Origin of the sequence: Streptomyces sp. NRRL B-1140, assembly GCF_001280065.1 — a bacterium.
In the GTDB taxonomy this organism is placed as follows: domain Bacteria; phylum Actinomycetota; class Actinomycetes; order Streptomycetales; family Streptomycetaceae; genus Streptomyces.
The window spans coordinates 410,896-431,996 of sequence record NZ_LGEA01000001.1; the positions used below are offsets into that span (position 1 = coordinate 410,896).

Sequence of the window (21,101 nt, forward strand, 5' to 3'; positions counted from 1 at the left end):
TGGCAGCGGACATAGCGGTGATCGGCGGAGGCTGGTCGGGAATGGCTGCGGCTTGGCGACTGCAGCGGGCCGGCCACATGGTCTCGCTCTACGACGAGCAGGACCGGCTCGGCGGTCGTTCGGCCAGTGTGCAACTGGGCGACCGCATGCTGACCGCAGGAGGCAAGAACATCGGGCGGAAGTATTCCGCATTCCGCTCGTTTGCCGCCGAACTGGGTTGTACCGACTGGGAGTTCTTCGGCATCAACTCTACCCGCAGCGACGGTGGCCGGGACCGGACCATCGATTCCACCAGGAAGCTCTCTTCGCTCTTTCACCTGCTGAAGGACATCCCTGCCCGGGACTTGGGCCGCGGCCTGAGGGTCGTGCGGGCGGTCCGTACCCGGGACGAGAACCGCTTCCTCGGAGGACCCGGCCTGACGGCTATGGCCGCGAAGCACGGCGACCCCACCCTCGCCGAGTACTTCGGTCCGACCCTGCGCAAAAAGCTGATCCGGTCGTTGACGGTGCGGATGAACGGCGCTGAGGACGATGAGGTGCACCTGGAGTGCTTCGGCACCCATCTCGGCATGGTGATGGATACCTTCGAGCAGCTCAGCAGCGGTTTCGGGGAACTCTTCGAACAGTTCGGGAAGTACGTCTCCTTCCGCGGCGGCACGCGGGTCACGGACCTGGAGGCCCTGCGCGGGCAGCACGACGCGGTGGTCGTCGCTCTGCCCGCGCACGCGGCCGCCTCACTCCTGGATCCTGCGGCTCAGGGTCTGGCGGAAGAGCTGCGCGGAGTCCGCTATTTCCCGGCCGCCGTGATCCTCGCCGAGTACGACCGCCCGGCCTTCGGGGCGCGGGAACGCGCGTTCGTGCAGCCGGCCGGTTCACCGTTGAGCAACATCGGCGCCTACGGTGTCAGTGACCGCCACATCGTGCGCTACACCTTCTCGGGTCGGGCTCACCGCGCCGCTGAACGTTCCGATGAAGAGCTGATCGAGCTCGCCGAGGCCCAGCTCGGCAAGCAGACCGGCCGGGTGGGCGCCCGGCGGATCGCCATGGTCGTGAAGCGCTGGGAGCATGCCTACTGCGGCTACAGCCGTCACCACAGCGCACGGCTCGCTCGCATCGACCGGGCCGTGAACAGTCTGGACAAGCTGGAGCTGACAGGCGACTACCGCCGCGGTGCGTCCATCGAGGCATGCTTCCGTGCCGGCTACGAGAACGCCGACAAATTGCTCAGGGTGCTGTGATGGACCCTCTGGTGCTCGTGGAGGACATCGGGAAATCGGGCGACAACGCAATCCTGACGCTGAACCGCCCTGATGCGGGCAACGCGATGAACCATGCCCTCCTGACGGAACTGGCGGCGAAGACGAAGGAACTGTCCGGGCGCAAGGGAGTGCTCGTCACCGGCGCAGGTCGGGACTTCTCCCGCGGCGGTGATCTGCGGGAGATGAACGAGCGGCTGAACGATCCGGCAGTCGACTCGCGTGCGTACAGCTATGAGCTGACCGACCTGCTGGCAGCGGCGATCCGCAACATCAGGGCGCTTCCCTGCCCCGTTGTCGCCGCCGTCAACGGACAGGCTGCAGGGGCCGGCATGTCCCTCGCCCTCGCCTGCGATCTGCGGATCGCCTCACGTCGCGCGGCGCTCCACATCGCCTACGGCGCGCTGGGCGCCTCCACCGACGGAGGTATGTCCTGGTTCCTGCCCCGCTTGGTCGGGCACGGCCGTGCCGTGGAGCTTCTCCTGGAACAGCCCATTCTGCGCGCGCCACGCGCCGCCGAACTGGGCCTGGTCACCGAGGTCGTTCCCCCGGAGGAACTGCGAGAGCACGCGTTGCGCCGACTCCAAACGCTGTCCCGCGTGGCCCCGCACACTGCCCGCAGCGCGAAGCGCCTGCTGGATATCGCACTGCATACACCCTTGGAGGAGCATCTCGTCGCCGAACACGCCCTCTTCGCCGACGGCGCCGTCTCCGCGGACCTGCGCGCCGGGATCGGTGCGTTGCTGGCGGGAGAGACCCCTGAGTTCCGGGGCCGCTGACTCCACGGTCCGGTTCGCACGGTTCGCAGACGACTGCGCGGGCCGGATGCCGCAGGCGCAGAAGCGGCATGTCAGGTCGCAGACCCGAGCCTGGGTCCAGGAATCTCTCGTACGCGCATGTGGCGGCCGGCCGGTGACGGTGCGGCCGGACAGCAATGGAAAACCGCATGCCTCCTGCGACGGCCGCGAACTGTTCGTCAGCTGGAGCCATTCGGACGCGGTGGCCGTGCTCGCGTTCTCCTGGGAAACCCCGATCGGTGTGGACGTGGAGCGTGTCCGGTCGCGCCGCAACCTTCCCGAACTGGCCACATCCTGCCTTACCCCGGGGGAACTCGCATACTGGCAACAGCGGCCCACAGCCGCCCGCTTCACCCGTCTGTGGGCTCGCAAGGAGGCAATCCTCAAGGTCCGAGGCGAGGGCTTTCCCGCTCTGCTCGACACGGTGTGCACGCTGCGAGAGCCGGTGCACGACCTGGTGGCCCCGCCTGGATACCGTGCCGCGGTCGCCGTGGGGTCTGTTCAGCTCCCGTACGAAGAAAGGCTCAACCATGCCTGAGGACAGCGCCGGCCCGCTCCGCCGGGCGATGGAGACCATCCGCTCACTGCGCGCCGAGTTGAACGCGGCCCGTGGCACCCGGCGCATCGCCGTGGTGGGGGCGGCGCTGCGCGCGCCCGGTGGCATCAAGGACCGGGCGGGCTACTGGGCGGCCCTGATGGCTGCGGATGACCTGACCGGGAACTATCCCGCAGACCGGCCGAAGCCGGGACCGGCCGAACGCGGCGGGTACCTGACCGACGCACTCGCTTTTGACGCGGACTTCTTCGGCATCTCACCGAGGGAGGCACGGAACCTGGATCCGCAGCACCGGCTGCTGCTCGAAGTGGCCTGGGAGGCTTTCGAGGACGCTGCGATTCCGCCTGAGACGGTTGCCGGGTCAGCCGGCGTATACGTCGGCATCACCGGTCAGGACCACCGGTCCTGGGCTGAGGAGGACCCGAGCCCGTCCTGGCTGATCGGCAACGGGCACTGCTTCGCTGCGGGACGCCTCGCGCACACCCTGGGCCTGGGCGGGCCCGCGCTTGCGATCGACACGGCGTGCTCTTCCTCACTGGTCGCCATCCACCAGGCCGCCCGCGCGCTCACCGCCGGCGACTGCGACGTGGCGCTGGCCGGCGGCGTCAATCTGATTCTCGGCCCGCGCTCCACCATGGACATCAGCCGCACTTCGGCACTGTCTCCCGACGGCCGTTGCCGCCCCTTCGACGCGAGCGCCAACGGGTTCGTTCGCGGGGAAGGGTGCGGGATGCTGATCCTCAAGCGCCTTCCCGACGCGGAACGCGACGGTGACCGGGTGCTCGGCGTCATCGAAGGAGTCGGCATCAACCATGACGGCAACTCCACCGGCTTCACCGCGCCAGATGTCGATGCTCAGCGCCGGCTGATCGAGTCGGTCTTGGCCACTTCCGGCCGTACCTGCTCCGACGTCGGCTACCTGGAGGCGCACGGGACCGGGACGGCGCTCGGCGATCCGATCGAACTGTCCGCCGCAGCAGAGGCGCTGGGCGGGAACCGCACCTGGCATGTCGGCTCGGTCAAGTCCGTCATCGGGCACACCGAGGCGGCCGCCGGGGTGCTCGGCCTGCTCAAAGTGTTGCTGGTGCTCGAGCACTCCACGGTGCCGCCGCAAGGCGGTTTCGGCAAGCTCAACCCGCGGATCGAGGAGCGCGGGGGTTTCGTGGTACCGCGTTCCGCCGTGCCCCTGGACGCCGCGGCGGGGCGCCTCGCGGCGGTCAGCTCGTTCGGCATGAGCGGCACCAACGCACATGCGCTCCTCTCAGGCCCGGTGCCGGCGGCCCGGAGAGTGGAGCCGACGGACGGGTTCCTGGTCTCGGCCCATACGGACGAGGCCCTGCGGGCGCTGGCCGACCGCTACGCCGCCGCGCTCCCGGATGACGACGCGGCCTTCGCGGCCTTCGCCAGTACCGTGACTCGCGGCCGCACTCGGCTGCGCAAGGCCGTGTGGGCCAAGGCCGGCACTCCCGCACAAGCCCGCGAGGCGCTGCGGGCGCTCGCTGCCGGTGTGCCGGATGCCCGTGTCCAGCCGCTGACCGATGACGACGCCCTGCCCGAACCGCACCCGGGCCGCATGGTGGTGACGGTACCCGGCTATCCCTGGCAGCGCCGCCCCTTCAGTCTGCAGCCGCTCTCCTGATGCATCGGCCGACCGCCTGACGTACGCCCAACCGTACGTCAGGCGGTCGAGTCCGCTCAGTCGTTCGCGCCGACCAGCGCGGTGAGCGCGGGTACCAGCCGCGCCAGCGTCCCGTGCTTCCACAGCAGGGTCGGGCTGAGCCGCAGTCCCAGAGCCGTCTCCAGCCGGGAGCGCAGCTCCAGGGACATCAGGGAGTCCATGCCGAGCGAGCGCAGTGGCACATCGGGAGTGATCTTCTCAGGGGCGAGCCGGAGCACCAGCGCCGCCTCGTCACGGGTGAGGGCAGCGACCTGCTCGGCCGAGAGGTTGCCCGGCCCGGCCGGCACTGTGGCGGCTCCGGTGGCGGCGAGTGGCTGCCAGCTCGGCAGAGCCGCAGCAGCCGGATACATCTCCAACCAGCGCGCAGGGTCCAGTGCGAGGCAGCCGACCACGTCCTCATCGGCTGCGAGGAACCGATGGAGGGCGCTCCAGCACTCTGCGGGCGTGATGGATCCCAGTCCACGCGCTGCGAGCCGGTCAGACCCCTCCGCGGCCAGTCCGCCCCCGGAAACCGGGCCCCATTGGACGCTCAGCGCGGGCAGGCCGGCGGCACGGCGTTCGCGGGCGAGCGAGTCCAGGGCGGAGTTGGCCGCCGCATAGGCCGCCTGACCCGCGGTACCGACGTAGGCGGCGGCCGAGGAGAACAAGACGAACAGGTCGAGTCCGTCCGCCGCGGTGAGCTCGTGCAGTACCCGGGCCCCGTCTGCCTTGGGGCGCAGCGCCCGGTCGATCAGGGCGGAGTCCACGTTGGCCAGGGTGGCGTCGGCGAGCACTCCCGCGGCGTGGAAGACACCGCGCAGCGGCGGCAGCCCGGAGCGGATCTCGTCCAGCACCACACGCATCCGGACCGGATCCGCGACGTCCGCGGACCAGATCTCCACCTGGGTGCCGCCGCGCCGAATGGCATCGATACGGGCCATGTCCTCAGGACTCCTCGGCCCGCCGCGGCTGAGGAGGGCAAGCGCGCCGGCGCCATGGGCGGCGAGGTGTTCGGACAGAGAGAGACCGAGGGCGCCGAGCCCTCCGGTGATCAGATAGGTGCCGCCCGGGCGGAACCGGTCACCGGGCAGTGGCTCGGGAGCCACCTCCACTGGTGACGACGTGATCACCAGTTTGCCGATGTGCTCGCCGCGGGCCATCGTGCGGAACGCTCCCTCGGCGTCCGCGAAGCGGAACTCCCGCACCGGCAGCGGCGTGAATTCGCCGGCCGCCAGCAGACGCCATACGGTCCCCAGGACGCTTGCGAACCGCTCGGGGTGGCGACGCAGCAGCCCGGCGATGTCCACCGCGGACACGGTGACCGCCTTGCGGAAGGCGCCGAGCCCGATCGTGCTCTCGGCGTAGATGTCCCGCTTGCCGACCTCGATGAAGCGACCGTCTTCGGCCAGCACATCGAGGCCCAGCGTAAGGGCGGCGCCGGACAGCGAGTTGAGCACAACGTCCACACCTCGCCCGCCCGTCGCCTCGCGCACCTGCCCCGCCCAGTCGAGTGAGCGCGAGTCGAAGACGTGTCGGATGCCGAGGCCGCGCAGGTAGGCCCGCTTCTCCTCTGTGCCGGCGGTGGCGATGACCTCGGCACCTGCCCTGCGTGCCACCTGGAGCGCGGCCAGCCCGAGCCCGCCGGTGGCGGAGTGCACGAGGACGGTCTCGCCCGGGCTGAGCCGGGCCCGGTCGATCAGCGCGTACCAGGCGGTGACCAGCACCATGGGCAGCGCTGCCGCCTGCGCGTCGGTCAGCCCTTCGGGCACGGGTACCACGTGCCGTGCGTCCGCGGTCACCTCGGAGCCGAGCGCCCCGAACGCGCAGGCCACCACCTGGTCGCCAGGGGCGATACCGGTCACGTCGGCCCCGACGGCGGTGACCACGCCGGCGCACTCCAGCCCCAGGAGCGAACGGTCCCATGAGGCGTCCGGGTAGACGCCGAGGGCCTTCATCACATCGATGAAGTTGAGGGCTGAGGCCGAGGTGCGGACGGTGACCTGACCGGCCCGCGGTGTCGTCGTCTCCAGGGGCCGCGCAGCAAGCGTCTCGAAACTACCGGGACGGGCAACAGTGAGCCGGAACGGCCGCTCACCGCCGCTTCGGGTGGCAGGCGGCAGTGTGGGGCCGCCCCCGCGCGTTCGCCGTCCGACCAGCCGTTGCCCGTCGTGCAGCGCAACGCGGTCGTCGGTCGCGGCCAGCTCGTCGGCGTCGAACTCTCCGGTGATCAGGCGCGCTCCCAACTGGGGATGCTCGGCCTGCACCACGGAGACGAACCCTTCGTAGGGGCCGGCCTCCCGCGCCACGACTGCCAGCCGTGCGGCTGGGTTCGCTGCGAGCGTGCGGCGTACGAGACTGGCCAGTTCGGCCAATCCATCGCGGGCATCATCAGGGGCGATGAAGACAATCACGTCGGCCCGGTCGAGTGCCACGCCCTCGGGCACCGGCCCTGGCAGTCGTGCCGGATCACCGTGCCAGTACACCGACCCGGGCTGACCGGGCGTGCGCTCCTGGGCCTCCATGACCGTGCGGAACACCAACCGGTCCGCGTCGCCCGTCTGTCCCGCGCTCTGCGGCAATCCGGCGAGCACCACTCCGTCCAGACGTCCGAGCGGTATCCCGTCCTCGGTGAACACTGCGATGTCCACACCGTGTTCGCCTCGCCGGGCGTGGACGAGAAGCCGGTCTGGCACCTGGGCCGGCAGAACGGCGGTCGCCACCGCGACCGGCAGACAGGGGCCCTCGGTCACCACCAGCGCAGCCTGAAGCACGCCGTCCCACAGCACGGGGTGCACGGCTCCGGCGAGCCGCCCCGACCGGCTGCCGGCCGGCAGCGCCACGCTGACCAGCGCCTCGCCGTCCCCCAGCCGTGCCTCGTTGACCGTCTGGAAGGCGGGGCCGTACGGCAGACCGCGGGAGGCACAGCGGCGATAGAAGTCCGAGGCATCGACCGATCTGCCTGAGGCGGCCAGGTGCACAGGAAACAGCGGGAGTTCCGCCTTCTTGTCCCAAGAGGCCACGGCCTGGCAGTGCACCGTCCAGCCCGTCTCCCCGCCGGAGGCCACTGCGGCCGTTCCATGCGGACCCGCCCCCGGTTGCCAGATCGCGGCGAGACGTACGGGTTCGTCGGTGAGCGGCAGCGCTTCCATCAGCCGGACGTCGCGGATGGTTATGGGGCCGTCCGTACGCTCGCGCAACGCGTGTTGCAGAAGAGCCAGCTGGCCGCCGCCAGGGAAGACGGCGACGTCGTGCAGCCGGTGATCAGCGAGCCATGGGTGGCCGGCGAGGGACAGCTCCAGCGCGCCCTCCCACCGGCCGTTCGCGGTGGAGGGCCTCAGCGCCAGCTCCAGTCGGCCGCGGCTTGCGGTGCGTCCCGCGGCGAAGGCGTAGCGCTCGCGCTGGAAGGGGTAGGGAGGCAGGCCCTCGACGGGACGGCCCGTGCCGGCGAGCCCGTAGGCGGGCAGCCCCGAGACGTATGCCGCACCGAAGGCCGCGGCCAGATGCTCGGGCGAACCTTCGTCGCGGCGCAGCGTACCCAAGACCACAGGCGGATCGTCCCGCTCGTCGCCGAGCTGACGCAGCGCTGTGCCGAGGCCAGGGTGTGGGCTGATCTCGACCACATGGGTCACGCCGTTGTCCAGCAGCAGGCGTACCGCCTCGGCGAACCGGACCCGGCTGCGCAAGTTGGCGGCCCAATGGGTGGCGTCCAGCTCATCGCCCGTCTTCCACCGCAGGTCCACGGTGGAAAGCAGCGGGGTGTGCCCCTCCCGGGGTGAGACCGGGGCCAGGGCGGTGCGGATTTCATCGAGGATGGGGTCCATCTGCGGGCTGTGCGAGCCGTAGTCCACGTCCACCAAACGGCAGAAGACGTCCTCCGCCTCCAGGATCTCCTTCAACAGGAGGACGGGGTCGCTCTCTCCGGCCAGCACGCAGGAACGCGGCCCGTTCTCCACCGCCAGTTCCACCAGGCCCTCGAAGCCCGCGAGAGCCGCGAGCGCGCTGTCGGCGTCGAGGTCCACCGCCAGCATCCGGCCGTGCCCGGCGACCTTGCGCAGCGACGCGCTGCGCCGGGTCACGGCGAGTGCGCCGTCTTCGATGGACAGCGCTCCTGCGACGGTGGCGGCGGCGATCTCGCCCTGGCTGTGACCGACCACTACATCGGGACGGACGCCGGCCCGCGCCCAGGCAGCGGCGAGCGAGACGGACATGGCCCACAGCGCCGGCTGCACACGCTCCACACCGGTCAGCGGCTCACGTCCCGTCACCAAATCACGGACGTCCCACGGCACATGGGCGCCGAGCGCCTCGGCGCAGCGATCAAGGGTGTCGGTGAAGGCGTCCTCTGCCCCGTACAACTCGGCACCCATGCCAGCCCATTGGGCGCCCTGCCCTGGAAACACGAAAGCGACCTTGCCGACTTCACGGGCCCGGCCCGCGGCGACTTCACGCAGCTCACGCCCCACGAGTGCGCGCCGCTCGGCGAAATGGTCCCGGTGGTGCCCGAGCTTCTGTCCCACCGCACGCGCGTCAGCCCCGCCGGCCACGAGGTGCCGTACCGCGGCCGTGCGCGCGTCGAGTCCTTGCGGGGTATGCCCGCTCAGCGGCACGACGAAGACCTCGTCGGCGGTCACGGGTACGTCATCGGGCGCGAACGCCACCGAATCCCCCAGCTCCACCACCACGTGCGCGTTGGTTCCGCCCCAGCCGAAGGAGTTGACGCCGATCCGGTCGCCGGGCCGCAGTGCCAGCGCTTCCCGTACGACCTCCAGGTTGAGGCCGTCGAAGTCGATCGACGGGCTGAGTTCGTCGGCGTGCAGACTGCGTGGAACCCGCGCGTGCTCCAACGCGAGGACCGCTTTGACGATACCGGCGAGGCCTGCGGCAGCCTCCAGATGTCCGATGTTGGTCTTGACCGATCCGATGCGCAGAGGCCGGGTGGGGAGGGCGGAGCCGAGCACTTCGCCCAGGGCGGACGCCTCGGCGGAATCGCCGCGCACAGTGCCGGTGCCGTGCGCCTCCACGTAGGCGACCGAGGCGGGATCGATGCCGTCGGGGCCGTAGACGCGGCGCAACAGGTCCATCTGGGCCGCTGGATTGGGGGTGACCAAGCTGTCGCCGCCGCCGTCGTTGTTGACGGCGCTGGCGCATACGACCGCCCGGATCCGGTCTCGGTCCCGGGCCGCGCGGTCCGCGGCCTTCAGATAGACAACGGCTACCCCTTCGCCGCGCACGAAGCCATCGGCTCCCGCCCCGAAGGCGTGGCAGCGCCCGGTGGGCGAGAGACCGCCGAAGTGGGTCAGTCCCACCGTCACTTCGGGAGTGAGCATCAGATTGGAGCCACCGACGATGGCCGCGTCCACCTCTCCCGAGCGGATCGCCTGGCACGCCTGGTGCAGCGCGACCAGCGAGGAGGAGCAGCTGGACTCGATGGTGAGGCTTGGTCCGGTCAGCCCCAGGGTGTACGAGATACGGGAGGAGAGGATGTCGAGAGAGTTGCCGACGATGGAGTGCTGGGTGGGCGGGGCGCCTCGGTCCTTCCGCAGCAACTCGTGATCGTGCCACAGGCCACCGATGTAGACTCCGGTACGGGTGCCGCGCAGCGTGGCCGCCGGAGTGTCGGCGTCCTCCAAGGCGCGCCAGACCGTTTCGAGGAGCAGCCGCTGCTGCGGGTCGAGAACCTCAGCCTCGCGCGGGGAAATACCGAAGAAGCCGGCGTCGAAGAGGTCGACGTCGGCCAGAAATCCGCCGACAGCCTGAATCTCCTTCGTGGGGTCGGCGACCTCGTCCGGGTCCCAGCGGTCGGCGGGTACCGGGGTGATGGCGTCGCGGCCGTGGTCCAGCAGATCCCAGAACGATTCAAGGTCGGGTGCCCCTGGGAATCGGCCCGCCATTCCCACGATCGCGATGCTCACTCAAAGCCTCCTGGGGATGTGTCGCACACCGAACCGCGATGCTAGGCGTCAGGACAAAACAGCTGCTAAAGCCCGACTGAAGCCGGGGGCATCGGGGGAAGCCACGAGGCGCTCGCGCCGCTAACGTGCCGTGCCATGGACGTGATCCAGGCATTCGACCGAGCACGCGCCGCCCAGCCCGGGTGGGCCCGAACCTCAGCGCGACGTCGCGCCGCGGTGCTGCTCCGCTTCCACGACCTCTTGCTCACGCGCAGAGAGGAGATCCTGGCACTGGTTCGCCAGGAGACCGGGAAAGTGCGCCCGCACGCGGTAGAGGAGGTGCTGGCTGCCTCTGTCGTGGCCCGCTACTACGGACGCCGAGCCCCTCATCAGCTGCGCCCGCGCAGGCGCCGCGGCGTGGTGCCGGTACTCACCCGCACCACGGAACTACGCCATCCGGTCGGTGTCGTGGGCCAGATCGTCCCCTGGAACTACCCTTTGGCGCTCGTCGTCAGCGATGCCCTCCCTGCGCTCGCCGCAGGAAACTCGCTGGTCACCAAGCCGGACAGCCGCACTGCCGGAACCACTCGCTGGATCCGCGACCTCATGGTCGAGGCCGGCCTGCCCGAGCAGGCATGGCAGCTGGTGACCGGTGATGGCCCTGTCGTCGGCGCGGCGCTGGTGGACCAAGCGGACTACGTCTGTTTCACCGGATCGACCCGCACCGGTCGCGAGGTCGGCCGCCGGGCCGGCGAGCGTCTCGTGGGGTGCTCCCTCGAACTGGGCGGCAAGAACGCGCTTGTCGTCCTCGACGACGCGAACCTGGAACGTGCGGTGGAGGGCGCTGTCCGCGGCTGCTTCACCTCCACGGGGCAGCTGTGCATGTCGATCGAGCGGATATACGCACATGCCGATGTGGCGGACCACTTCCTGAAGGCGTTCGTCGACCGCGCCGGCGAGCTGACCTTGGGCCGCGACATCGGCCCGTTGATCTCCGCTGATCAGCTCGCCAAGGTCGAAGCGCATGTCGAGGACGCCGTGGCCAAGGGCGCCACCGTCCTGACCGGGGGCCGGTCGCACGACCTCTTCTACGAGCCCACGGTGCTGTCCGGGGTCACACCGGAGATGCGCCTGTACGCCGAGGAGACCTTCGGCCCGGTGGTCGCCGTGCACGTGTTCACCGGCGACCCTGCCCACTTGGTCAATGACACCGCGTACGGACTCAACGTCTCCTTGTGGACGCGCCGTCCCGCCCGTGCGCGTGGCCTCGCCGCCCGGCTGCGCACTGGCCAGGTCAACATCAACGAGGCATACGGCTCCGCTTTCGGCAGCGTGGACGCCCCTATGGGCGGCCGCGGCGATTCCGGGGTCGGGGCACGGCACTCGTCGGAAGGCATCCTCCGCTTCACCGAGCCGCAGACCGTGGCCGAGCAACGGTTGGTGCCCATGGGCCCGTTCGCCCTTGGTCCGGTGCAATTCCAGGGCGAACGCTACGAGGAGCTCATGGTACGGGTGATGCGGACGCTCAAACTGTTGCGTCTGCGGTGATCACCAGCGGACGGGGAGCCTGCGCACTCCGCGGATGAGCAGTCCGGGGCGCCACTCCAGTGCTTCCGGGGCGGTGTCCAGTGCCAGCTTCGGGCATCGGCGCAGGAGTGTACCGATGGCGACCTTGGCCTCGAGCCGGCCCAGTGGTGCGCCGATGCAGTAGTGCACCCCGTGGCCGAAGGCCAGGTGTCCCTGAGTGGACCGCCGGATGTCGAAGGTGTCAGGCGCGGCGAACTTGGCCGGGTCCCGGTCGGCGGACGCGAACACCACCCGCACCGTCGAGTCCGCGGGGATCACGGTGCCCCGGAAAGAGGTGTCGGTGGCGGTGTAACGGAAGGTGGAGTTCTCCACCGGTCCTTCGTAGCGCAGTATCTCCTCGATGGCGCTGTCCAACAGGCGCATATCGGCTCGCAGTGCCGCAAGTTGGTCGGGGTGGCGGAGCAAGCAGAGCAGCCCTCCGGATATCAGGTTCGCTGTGGTCTCCTGCCCCGCGACCAGCAACAGGAAGGCCATGGCGATCAGTTCGTCGCGCGAGAGCCGGTCGCCCTCCTCGTCACGGGTCCTGATCAGCGCGCTCATCAGGTCGTCACCCGGCGTCTTGGCCTTGGCGGCGATCAGCTCGATCAGATAGGCCTCGATCGCATGGATCGCCTTCGTCATCGAGTCCGGGCCCTCAGGGGCGACGAAGTCGTTGGACCAGCCGCGGAAGGCGTCCCGGTCCAGATCGGGGACGCCGAGCAGTTCGCAGATGACCGTCATCGGCAGCGGGAAGGCCAGCGCGTCCACGAGATCGGCTCGCCCTGCGGACTTCGCCGTCAGCTCGTCCACCAGCTCGTCCGTCAGCTCCTGGATCCGTGGTTCGAGGGCGGCGATGCGCCGTCCGGTGAACTCCCGGGTGACAAGCTTCCGCAGTCGGGTGTGGTCCGGAGGGTCGGTTTCCAGCAGGTTCTTGTCGATGGGCGAGATCCCGCTGTCCGTGGCGCTCGGACGGGGCCGGTTCTTGCGGAACCTGGGGTCGGTGAGGGCTTCCTTGGCCGCCTCGTACCCGACGACGAGCCACTGTTCACCGGCCTCGCTCCGCACGCGATGCACGGGACCCTGCGCGCGAAGTTTGGCGTAGAGCGGGTAGGGATCCGCGTTGAACTCGGCTGCGTCTGACGTGAGATCGATGAGGCGGGTCATAGCGGTCACCCTAGGTTCGTCGACAAACGCTCCGCTAAAGCGCAGCTAACTCCCGCCGGGCGTGGACAGGGTGAGGTCCGCATCAGAGCCCATCGGCGAGGCGCCGGACCGCGCTGTTTCTCTCCGTGGGACCAATCGGTCGGCGCGATGGAGAGGCCGGCGCGCGGTACGGCGTCCTGTGGCGGTCTGCTAGGCGGCCCGGGCATCCAGGTACCGTGATCCCAGCCTCGGGTCACGGGCCAGGACCGAGCCGTGCAAGCGCCGAATCTGTTCGCCGGGCTCCAGGCCCAGTTCCCGTACGAGGGACTCACGGATTTTCTGGTAGACCTGCAATGCTTCCGCCACGCGGCCGTTGCGGTAGAGCGCGATCATCAGTTGGCAGTGCAGGTTCTCCCACAGCGGGTACTCGGCCACCAGTCCGTACAGCTCGCCGATGATTCCGTTGCCGTGGCCCAGCAACACCTCGAGCGCGATCCGCTGCTCGAGCGCGTTGAGCCGCCGTTCGTCCAACTGCCGCGCCAGGTTGTCGAAGATCGGCAGCCCTCGAAGGTCGGCCAGAGCGGGCCCCCGCCACAGGGCGCACGCGGCCTGCCAACAGCGCAGGGCCTCCACCTCGTGCCCCATGGCCTGCGCTGCCTTGGCCTGGCCGACGTACAGCTCGAACCGGTGCAGATCCAGTTCCTCTGGTTTCAGTTCGAGCACGTAGCCGTGCGGCTTCGTCACCAGCCGATGGGCGAAACCGCCGTGCACGTCCAGGTGCTTGCGCAGCCTTGAGATGTAGACCTGCAGAGCGGTACGGGCGGTGCGTGGCGGGTGCTCGGCCCACAGCGCGTCGAGGAGGAAATCACGTGACACCACGGACCCGGCCTTGACGCAGAGCAGGGCGGTCAGTGCACGGATCTTCGTCGGCTGCGGTGTGATGCTCTCGGCATTCCTGCGGGCCTCGAGTGGGCCGAGTACCTGGAAATACAGCGTCATGTTTGCTGACTCCCCGTTTTCTCTTCAGCTGCCTTGACGAGCGCTCGACTCTCGATCCTTCACGCGGGTCCCATCCCAGACAACCCCTACCCTGATCACCCCCTAAGGGGTACCTGGAACTGTGAGTCCGGGACGCTTGAAGGACGTTTAGGGGAGCCTTGGGGGATATTTTGCCTGGCGGTTACATTCTCAGGGCGGCAGACAGGTCGAGGCGTCCGCTTATTCCCAATTTGCGGTAGACCCTGGTGAGATGTTGTTCCACCGTGCTGACCGTCAGGTGTAAGTGGACGGCGATCTCACGGTTGGTGGAGCCGTGCATGGCGAGCGTGGCCACCCGGCGCTCAGCTTCGGTGATGGAGGCCGTGGTGCTCCTGGCGGAGGGTTTCGGGGCCGGCACGTCGCCCCCCTCCCGGCTGCGACCGGGCTTCCGGTCCACTGCGGCGAGGGCGGATCGCCAGGGGATCAAGTCCGAGAGGTCGACTCGCCAGTGCGCAAGCAGGTCGCGGCAGGCATAGAGGTCGCCGAGTCCGGCGTGGCGGCGCCCCTCCTGTAGGTGGTGGGTGCCGCGGGCATAGAGGTAGTGCGCACCCGGCAGAGTTTCGAACATCGCGTCAGGGACCGGGAGTTGCGCACACGCGGCGGCGCCGTCACCGTCGCCCAATGCGGTGCAGGAGAGGATCTTCGCAGCGAGCGGGACGCCCACGGTGATACCCCAGGCATCCGGCGGGATCAGCGAGAGAGCCTGATCCACCCCGGCGAGGGCGAGCGTGTACTGACCGCGCTGTAAGTCCAGGGCAGCACTGGCCGCGGCGAGTACCGCGCGCGCAGTATGAGACCGACGGGGGAACTGCAGCAGCTGTCGCTCGAGAGCGTGGTGCGGTTGCCGGTGCAGGAGCATCGCCATCGCGGAGACGGAGGGCGCAAGCGTCGGGTCGTGCAAGGCTGCGGCGCGGTGGCGCTCGGAGACGTCCTCGTCCGGCCTGTACCACGCATCGCTGTCGAGAGGGTAGACGTGCCGGAACCAGGCGAGGCCGCTCTCCAGACGCATGCGCAGGCCCATGGGGAACTCGTCGGTCCGCTGTCCCAGATCGGTCAGGATCTCGGCAGCCTCCGCGGGGCGTCCGTGCCACATCAGATAGGCAACGAGGCGGACCGAATTGTGCGGAGTGAGGTTGCCCCGCCGGTGCTCGTTGAGCAGCGGGTCCAAATGACGGTGAGCCGCTGCTGGATTCAATTCCCATTCTGCACTGAGCAGTTCGACCTGCACATTGGCCCGCTCCACTGCCTCGGGGTAGGCCTCGGCCGCGCGCAACCAGGATATTGCCTCGTGCGGGGCGCCGTTGCCCAGTTCCTGCTGGGCGGCGCGGCGCAGCACGTCCCGGCCCCACGCACCGCCTTCGGGCCCGCCCGCTATCAGATGCCGGGCCACGACAGAGGCATGGGCACCGTCGTCGTGTACGACCCGGGCGGCACGGCGGTGAGCGGCGGCACGCTCCGTGGGCGACATCCGGTCCAGTGCCACCGCGGCCGCTGCGGAACTGCGGTAACGGAATTCCTTCACGAGACCCAGCTCTTCCAGCGTGGTGCAGTGAGAAGCGCTCGCTCCGGACGTGCTCCGGGTCAGCCGGTCGAGCCGGCTCGGTGTTGCCTCGCAGCCAAGTATCGCGAGCGCCTTGGCGGTTTCCAACTCGGCTTCGGAGAGCTGGTCCAGTAGATACTGCACGGCGAGACGGAACGTCTCTCCCGCTCGCTGTGACTTCTGGCCCACACCCCTACGGTCGGAGGCCAGGGCGTGCAACAACAGTGGGCTACCACCGGCTTCGCGCAACCAGGCCTCGCCCATGGTCCGGCTCGGCACCGCACCCGGCCCGTCCCCGAGCAGTGGGGCACTGTCGGACAGCGGGGCAAGCCGGATCAGCGTACAGGCCGGATTTCTCACGAATTCCGCGAACAGCTGCGACATGGTGTGCCCGCTGCCCATCCGGCCGGCGAGGACCAGCAGCATTCTGCTCGGCGCGACCCTCCTCACCAGGTAGAGCAGGCACTGCAAAGAGGGATGGTCCGCGTTGTGCACATCGTCCACGGTCAGAACCAGCGGGCCCAGCTCGATCAGCTCTTGGATCACGCCGTGTGCTTCTTCGGCCGCGTCTCGTGGCATCTCGGCCCAGCCTGCCCATTCGGCGTCGACCTGCAGCCGCGCAGCAGCGTCGACGAACTTGGTGAGCCGCTCCGGCTGCCGAGGCTTCAGATTCCAGTGCGCGGTGCCGAACAGCTGCCGGACCACGCCCATCGGTACACCTCGCTCGGCTCGCGAGGCCAGCGCACCGAGTACCAGCGCCCCGGTCTCCTTCGCGTGCCGGTGCACGACCTCGAGCAGACTGGTTTTTCCCATTCCTGGTGCGCCAACGACGAGTGCCGCACGCCCACTACCTCTCCAGGCCTCATCGAGCAGTGCTTTCACAGCATCGCCGGCGGCAGGACGTTCGACGACTTTCATGGGACTCTTCACCTTTTGGCGGGCTGGTTTCGGTCATCCGAACGAACTCCTGGCTGGAGTGGTCGACGCTTTCGTATAGGCCTTCTTGAGTACCCAGACGTCAAGCAGCTTCCAGCCATTGCGTACCCCACACCACTCGAGGTCCACGCCACACAGCAGCCCATCGGACACCACGCAGACGATGAGTCCATCGGTGCGGCTCAGGTCGAAGCGCAGCCCGCTCGATGACGACGCCGTGCTGCTTCCGATCGTCGTCTGGTCCGGCGCGCACGCTCATCAGCGGGCAGGACGGAGCGAGTCTGATCGGTCAGCCCGTCGACCTCGGCTTCCGGGCCCAGTCAGACCTCGGCTCCCGTGAGAAGTCCTAGTTTCACACCGCGATCAGTGTCAAAGACCCAGGGCTGGACAGCCCTCTTTGAAGCACGTCGACTTAACCGGCTGGGAGCGTGCCGCTAAAGCCCCGCTTATTTCGTGCTGACCGACATTAGTCCTCGTGTAGAACGGGTCCATGCGGAGAAAAGGCTCGTCGTCGACTTCAGCCGAGGCCGGACCCGGTCGTACGTATGCGTTCGGCGCCGTGATCGTGCGTACGCTCTTGCGGCTTGTCGCACGCAGGGAATGGCGGGGTGCCCACCATCTCCCCGGTCAGGGCGGATACATCGTAGCGATCAACCACATATCACACGTGGATCCGTTCGCCTATGGACACTTCCAGTACAAGAACGGCTTGCCGCCCAGATTCCTGGTCAAGTCCTCGGTCTTCAGGGTGCCGGTGGTCGGAGCCTTCCTGCGGGCCACCGGTCAGATCCCCGTGGAGCGCAACAGCCACCGAGCGGCGGACGCGCTGCACGCTGCCGTCGCAGCGCTCGAAGGCGGGCGATGCGTGGCCATCTACCCGGAGGGAACCCTCACCTCCGACCCCGATCTATGGCCGGGGCGGCCCAAAACCGGTGCGGCCAGGCTGGCGTTGAGCACCGGAGCGCCGGTCATCCCGGTGGCGCAGTGGGGTGCGCACAAGATCCTTCCCCCTTATGGCAACGGCAGGCGGCGTCTGCTGCCGCGCCCCACGTTGGTCGTCGCCGCGGGACCTCCCGTCGACCTTTCCGACTTCCACGGCGCCGAACTTACGACGCCGGTGCTGCGCCAGGCCAGCGAACGGATCATGGGCGCTGTGACGGAGCTGCTGGAGGAGATCCGAGGGGAGAAGCGGCTTGCTCCGGGAGTTGATTCCACCGCCGCGTCACCCCTGCATGATGAGAACCGCCGCAGGGCCTGACGACATTGGGGTTGGTCGCGAACTCGGGAACCCTCGCCGGTAGACACTGTCTACGCCTGTGATGTAGAAACTGTCCATGGAACGTCAGACCTCCCTCCGGGATCGGCTCATCGATGTCGGGGTGGACCTTGTGATGACCGAGGGGACGAGCTCGTTAGGGCTTCGGGAGATCGCCCGCCGGGCGGAGGTGTCGCATGGCGCGCCGCGCCGGTACTTCCCGACTCACCATGCCCTGCTCTCCGCCATCGCCCACCGAGGCCTCGCGGACCTCAAGGACCGGTTCGCCGCCGTGACGAGGGGCATTCCGTCAGCGCGTGGCCAGTTGGAGACGCTCGGCAAGTCGTACATCGGGTACGCGCTGGAATGCCGCGGCATGTTCGAACTCCTGCTCCGCCACGACCTGCTCGACAGCCGGCGGCATACATCGGACGAGCCTCGGCTGCGGGAGCTGACCCTGCCACTCTTCGGGATCATCGTCGAACTCGTTGCCCGGCACCGCGAGGAGGAGAAGGGGACGCGCCCCCTCGGCACGACGAGGGACATGCCCCCGCCTGCCGTCGCGGCTGGGCTGCTCTGGTCCCAGCTGCACGGCATCGCCCAGCTGTGGGCCTGGGGCAGCCTGCCCCTGGCTCTCGGCACCGCCGGGACCGGCGGTGCCGAGAGCGACGTGCTCCACACGCTCGTCGCTGCCGCCACGGACACCCACCTTGGACCGGTGAACCCTTGACCGAGACCGTACGGCAGCGCCTCGCACTCGTAGTGAGTGTCGCCGGCGCGATGATCGTCGCACTTGACGGAACGGTGCTGACCGTGGCGCAGCCCGAGCTGCAACGCGACTTCGGCTCCAGTGTCGAGCAAGTCCAGTGGACCAGCACCGGCTACATGCTCGCAGTGGCAGCGCTCCTCGTCATCGCCGGACGCCTCGGTGACCGGTACGGGCACAAGCGGCTGCTGCTCTTCGGCGTGCTGGGCTTCGGGGCCACTTCAGGCGGCATCATGCTCGCCCCCGACATCGGCTGGGTGATCGGAATGCGCGCCCTGCAGGGCGTGTTCGGCGCCCTCCTGCAACCGGCAACGCTCGCCCTGCTGAGACTCGCCTACCCGGCGGACAAGCTCAACACGCCGGTCGCCATCCGCACCAGTTCGATCGGGGTGGCCGCGGCCACCGGTCCGGTCCTCGGCGGCTTCCTCGTCGCCCATTTCGGTTGGCGTGCGGTGTTCACAGTGAACGTGCCCATCGCGATGGTGATCGCTGTCTTCATCCTGTTCGTCCGGGTTCCGGCGCCGTCCGGCCGCGATCGCCAACGGCTCGATCTGCTGGGTTCGGCCCTGCTCGCGGCCATGCTCACGGTTTTCGTCCACACCATTGGCGCCATTCCCCGCGGCGGGTGGAGCTCATCGTCGACGCTCCTGGGGTTCGTCGCCACCGCGGGATTTGCCGTCGCCCTCGTCATGCACGAACGCCGCACCGCGAACCCGATCGTGCCCCCTGCCGTGCTGCGGTCCGTACCCGTGACGGCGTCCATGGTGATCCTGCTCCTCACCACCAGCGGCATGTTCGGCGCCCTGTTCGTGAGCACGTTCTCCCTCCAAGACGTCCTCGGGCTCGACCCGTTCGCGGCCGGACTGCGGGTGCTTCCGATGACCGTACTGATGGTCGTCGGTGCCCCTGCCGCCGCCGGGGCGTTGAGCCGCTACGGTGCACGCCGCTGCGCGATCACAGGTACGCTCCTCGTCGCCTTCGGCATCGTGGGTCTGGTCCAGATCGAATCGGCGGGCACGTGGTGGATCACCGGCCTCTCCTTCGCCGTGCTCGGCGCGGGGTTCGCCACCGTGATGGTCACCGCCACCGGCACCGTCGTCGGCGATGCGCCTGCCGGCTACGCCGGGGTCGTCGGCGGACTCAAGCAGACGGCGATGAACATCGGGCCGACCCTCGGTATCACCGTCGCCGCAACCATGATGGTGGTGAAGCCCTCCTACGGCGGGGTGCCGGCAACGGCCTCGAGCCCGGCGGCCTCCTTCGGACTGGGGCACACGCTGCTCGTTCTGGCCGCGATCGCCGCCCTGGCCGCGCTGCCGGGGTGGCGGCTCCCCTCGAGAGCGTCCCGCACCATGGAAGTGGCGAACTGATCCATGTACTTCGCACAGCGGAGATCGCCCGGCCCGAGAAGTTCGGACTGGGCGACCCCTCATGGATCCATGGCGGCGAGGAAGGCGCGCCGGCGAGCGTGGCCGACGGCTCAGGCGTTCAGGCCAAGCCGCCACGCTGGTTGAGCCGGTCGTCGCGCGTCGGTCTGTGCGGGGAGGGAGGTGATGTAAGCCGTCCGTCCGGCGCCCACACACGACACATCAAAACCCTGGTGCGCTCCGAGGAGAGCGGACGTCTCATCAGAAGCCACCGAGTGCCTGTGCGGCGTGCGATGTCCACCCGCTGCGCACGCAGCACACCGCGGTCGATGGAGGTGGTGACAGCTACTCGACGCTCGTGGCGACGGGTGCGTGGGCCAGGTGGTCGGCGATCTCGACGGATCGTTCGAGGCGGCCTGGGCCGGCTCGACGAGCAGGCGAAAGCGCCACTCCTGCTCGTGGAGTGGCGCTGTCACCCAGGTGTGATCGGCCGCTGCGCGGCCTGGAATCACCCCTGGTCGGCACATGGTTGGCCAGGCGTCTGGTGGTGCGTCAGCGAGCGGCTCGGCGAGAACGGATCACCTCGATCAGCACGGGCGAGAACGAGACGATCATGATCAGCGCGATCACCGGGAGCATGTAGTCGTCGATGCTGCCCTCGAGCGAGTGGCCGAGTCGGTAGCCGAGCAGGATGATCCCCACCGTCCACACGATTCCGCCGATCACGTTCCACACGAAGAAGGTGCCTCCCCGCACGCCCAGAAGTCCGGCCACGGGGTTGAGGAAGGTGCGCACGATCGGCACGAAGCGGGCGAGCACGATGGCCTTCCCGGCGCCGTACCGGCTGAAGTACGCCTCTGCCTGCACGACGTGAGCCTGCTTGAACATGCGCGAGTTGGGGCGTGCGAACAGCTTGGGTCCGAGCCGCGCGCCCATCAGGTGACCGAGTTGTGCGCCACAGACCGCAGCCACGGGCGCCCCGATCAACAGCGCGGGCAGCGAGAGGTGGAAGTCGGGGCGGCCGAAGACCTCTGCCGCCGCTCCCGAGGCACCGACCCCGGCGAGGAAGAGCAGCGAGTCGCCGGGCAGAAAGAAGCCCATCAGCAGTCCGGTCTCGATGAAGATGATGGCCAGGATGCCTATGAGCCCGAACGCCGTGATCACCGACTGGGCGTCCAGCACGTTTACAGCAAGGTCCATGTGGACCCCCCCATGAAGGTTGGTGTGGTAGCGGTGGCGCCCCTGTTCGGCGGCACCGGGTGAAGATGAGTGGTGTGCGGCCGGAAGCCGACCGAGATGTCGACCTCTTCCGTCACGTGGAGTTGCTCGCGGA

Annotated in this window: 13 protein-coding genes; 8 read left to right on the plus strand and 5 right to left on the minus strand. The window is 68.9% G+C overall.

Features of this window, described 5'->3' with window-relative positions; all coding sequences use genetic code 11:
• Positions 1 to 17: 17 nt before the first annotated feature.
• The 4 genes from ADK65_RS01755 (at position 18) to ADK65_RS01770 (ending at position 4,248) form a co-directional block, all read left to right on the plus strand.
• Positions 18 to 1,238 carry a protoporphyrinogen/coproporphyrinogen oxidase gene (locus tag ADK65_RS01755; protein WP_159038702.1) on the plus strand — a complete coding sequence of 407 codons (1,221 nt, stop codon included), beginning with the start codon at positions 18 to 20 and terminating at the stop codon, positions 1,236 to 1,238.
• Complete coding sequence (locus tag ADK65_RS01760) at positions 1,238 to 2,035, plus strand: enoyl-CoA hydratase/isomerase family protein (RefSeq protein ID WP_053667960.1); 798 nt, start codon at positions 1,238 to 1,240, stop codon at positions 2,033 to 2,035. The genes ADK65_RS01755 and ADK65_RS01760 overlap by 1 nt, the downstream gene beginning before the upstream one ends.
• A 133-nt stretch (positions 2,036 to 2,168) precedes the next feature.
• Positions 2,169 to 2,591 carry a 4'-phosphopantetheinyl transferase family protein gene (locus ADK65_RS01765; RefSeq protein ID WP_159038703.1) on the plus strand — a complete coding sequence of 141 codons (423 nt, stop codon included), beginning with the start codon at positions 2,169 to 2,171 and terminating at the stop codon, positions 2,589 to 2,591.
• A gap of 28 nt (positions 2,592 to 2,619) precedes the next feature.
• Positions 2,620 to 4,248, plus strand: a complete 1,629-nt coding sequence (locus ADK65_RS01770; protein WP_078955766.1) for a polyketide synthase — start codon at positions 2,620 to 2,622, stop codon at positions 4,246 to 4,248.
• Positions 4,249 to 4,304: 56 nt separating this feature from the next.
• On the opposite strand, the gene ADK65_RS01775 is transcribed toward ADK65_RS01770, so the two are convergent.
• Entirely contained in the window at positions 4,305 to 10,178 is a 5,874-nt protein-coding gene (locus ADK65_RS01775) for a type I polyketide synthase (RefSeq protein WP_199825551.1), read from the minus strand.
• Positions 10,179 to 10,313: 135 nt separating this feature from the next.
• Between ADK65_RS01775 and ADK65_RS01780 the strand changes: the two genes are divergently transcribed.
• The gene (locus ADK65_RS01780) at positions 10,314 to 11,705 is read left to right on the plus strand and encodes a succinic semialdehyde dehydrogenase (protein WP_078955756.1); all 1,392 of its coding nucleotides are present in this window, start codon (positions 10,314 to 10,316) and stop codon (positions 11,703 to 11,705) included.
• Here the strand turns inward: ADK65_RS01780 and ADK65_RS01785 are convergent, their stop codons facing one another.
• The 3 genes from ADK65_RS01785 to ADK65_RS01795 all read right to left on the minus strand — a co-directional run bounded on the left by ADK65_RS01785 (position 11,706) and on the right by ADK65_RS01795 (position 16,362).
• Positions 11,706 to 12,887, minus strand: a complete 1,182-nt coding sequence (locus ADK65_RS01785) for a cytochrome P450 family protein (protein ID WP_053667963.1) — start codon at positions 12,885 to 12,887, stop codon at positions 11,706 to 11,708.
• 189 nt (positions 12,888 to 13,076) lie between these two features.
• Positions 13,077 to 13,865: an AfsR/SARP family transcriptional regulator gene (locus ADK65_RS01790; protein WP_053667964.1), complete on the minus strand. Its 789-nt coding sequence runs from the start codon at positions 13,863 to 13,865 to the stop codon at positions 13,077 to 13,079.
• 181 nt (positions 13,866 to 14,046) lie between these two features.
• Positions 14,047 to 16,362: an AAA family ATPase gene (locus tag ADK65_RS01795; RefSeq protein ID WP_078955757.1), complete on the minus strand. Its 2,316-nt coding sequence runs from the start codon at positions 16,360 to 16,362 to the stop codon at positions 14,047 to 14,049.
• 508 nt (positions 16,363 to 16,870) lie between these two features.
• Here ADK65_RS01795 and ADK65_RS01800 point away from each other — a divergent pair.
• The 3 genes from ADK65_RS01800 to ADK65_RS01810 all read left to right on the plus strand — a co-directional run bounded on the left by ADK65_RS01800 (position 16,871) and on the right by ADK65_RS01810 (position 19,771).
• The gene (locus ADK65_RS01800) at positions 16,871 to 17,638 is read left to right on the plus strand and encodes a lysophospholipid acyltransferase family protein (protein ID WP_078955758.1); all 768 of its coding nucleotides are present in this window, start codon (positions 16,871 to 16,873) and stop codon (positions 17,636 to 17,638) included.
• Between the two features lie 76 nt (positions 17,639 to 17,714).
• Positions 17,715 to 18,365 carry a TetR/AcrR family transcriptional regulator gene (locus tag ADK65_RS01805; protein ID WP_053667967.1) on the plus strand — a complete coding sequence of 217 codons (651 nt, stop codon included), beginning with the start codon at positions 17,715 to 17,717 and terminating at the stop codon, positions 18,363 to 18,365.
• A complete protein-coding gene (locus ADK65_RS01810) occupies positions 18,362 to 19,771 on the plus strand; it encodes an MFS transporter (RefSeq protein WP_234352767.1) in 1,410 nt (469 codons plus the stop codon). Before ADK65_RS01805 ends, ADK65_RS01810 begins: the two co-directional genes overlap by 4 nt.
• 549 nt (positions 19,772 to 20,320) lie before the next feature.
• Here ADK65_RS01810 and ADK65_RS01815 read toward each other — a convergent pair.
• A complete protein-coding gene (locus ADK65_RS01815; RefSeq protein ID WP_053667968.1) occupies positions 20,321 to 20,968 on the minus strand; it encodes a DedA family protein in 648 nt (215 codons plus the stop codon).
• Between the last annotated feature and the right edge of the window lie 133 nt (positions 20,969 to 21,101).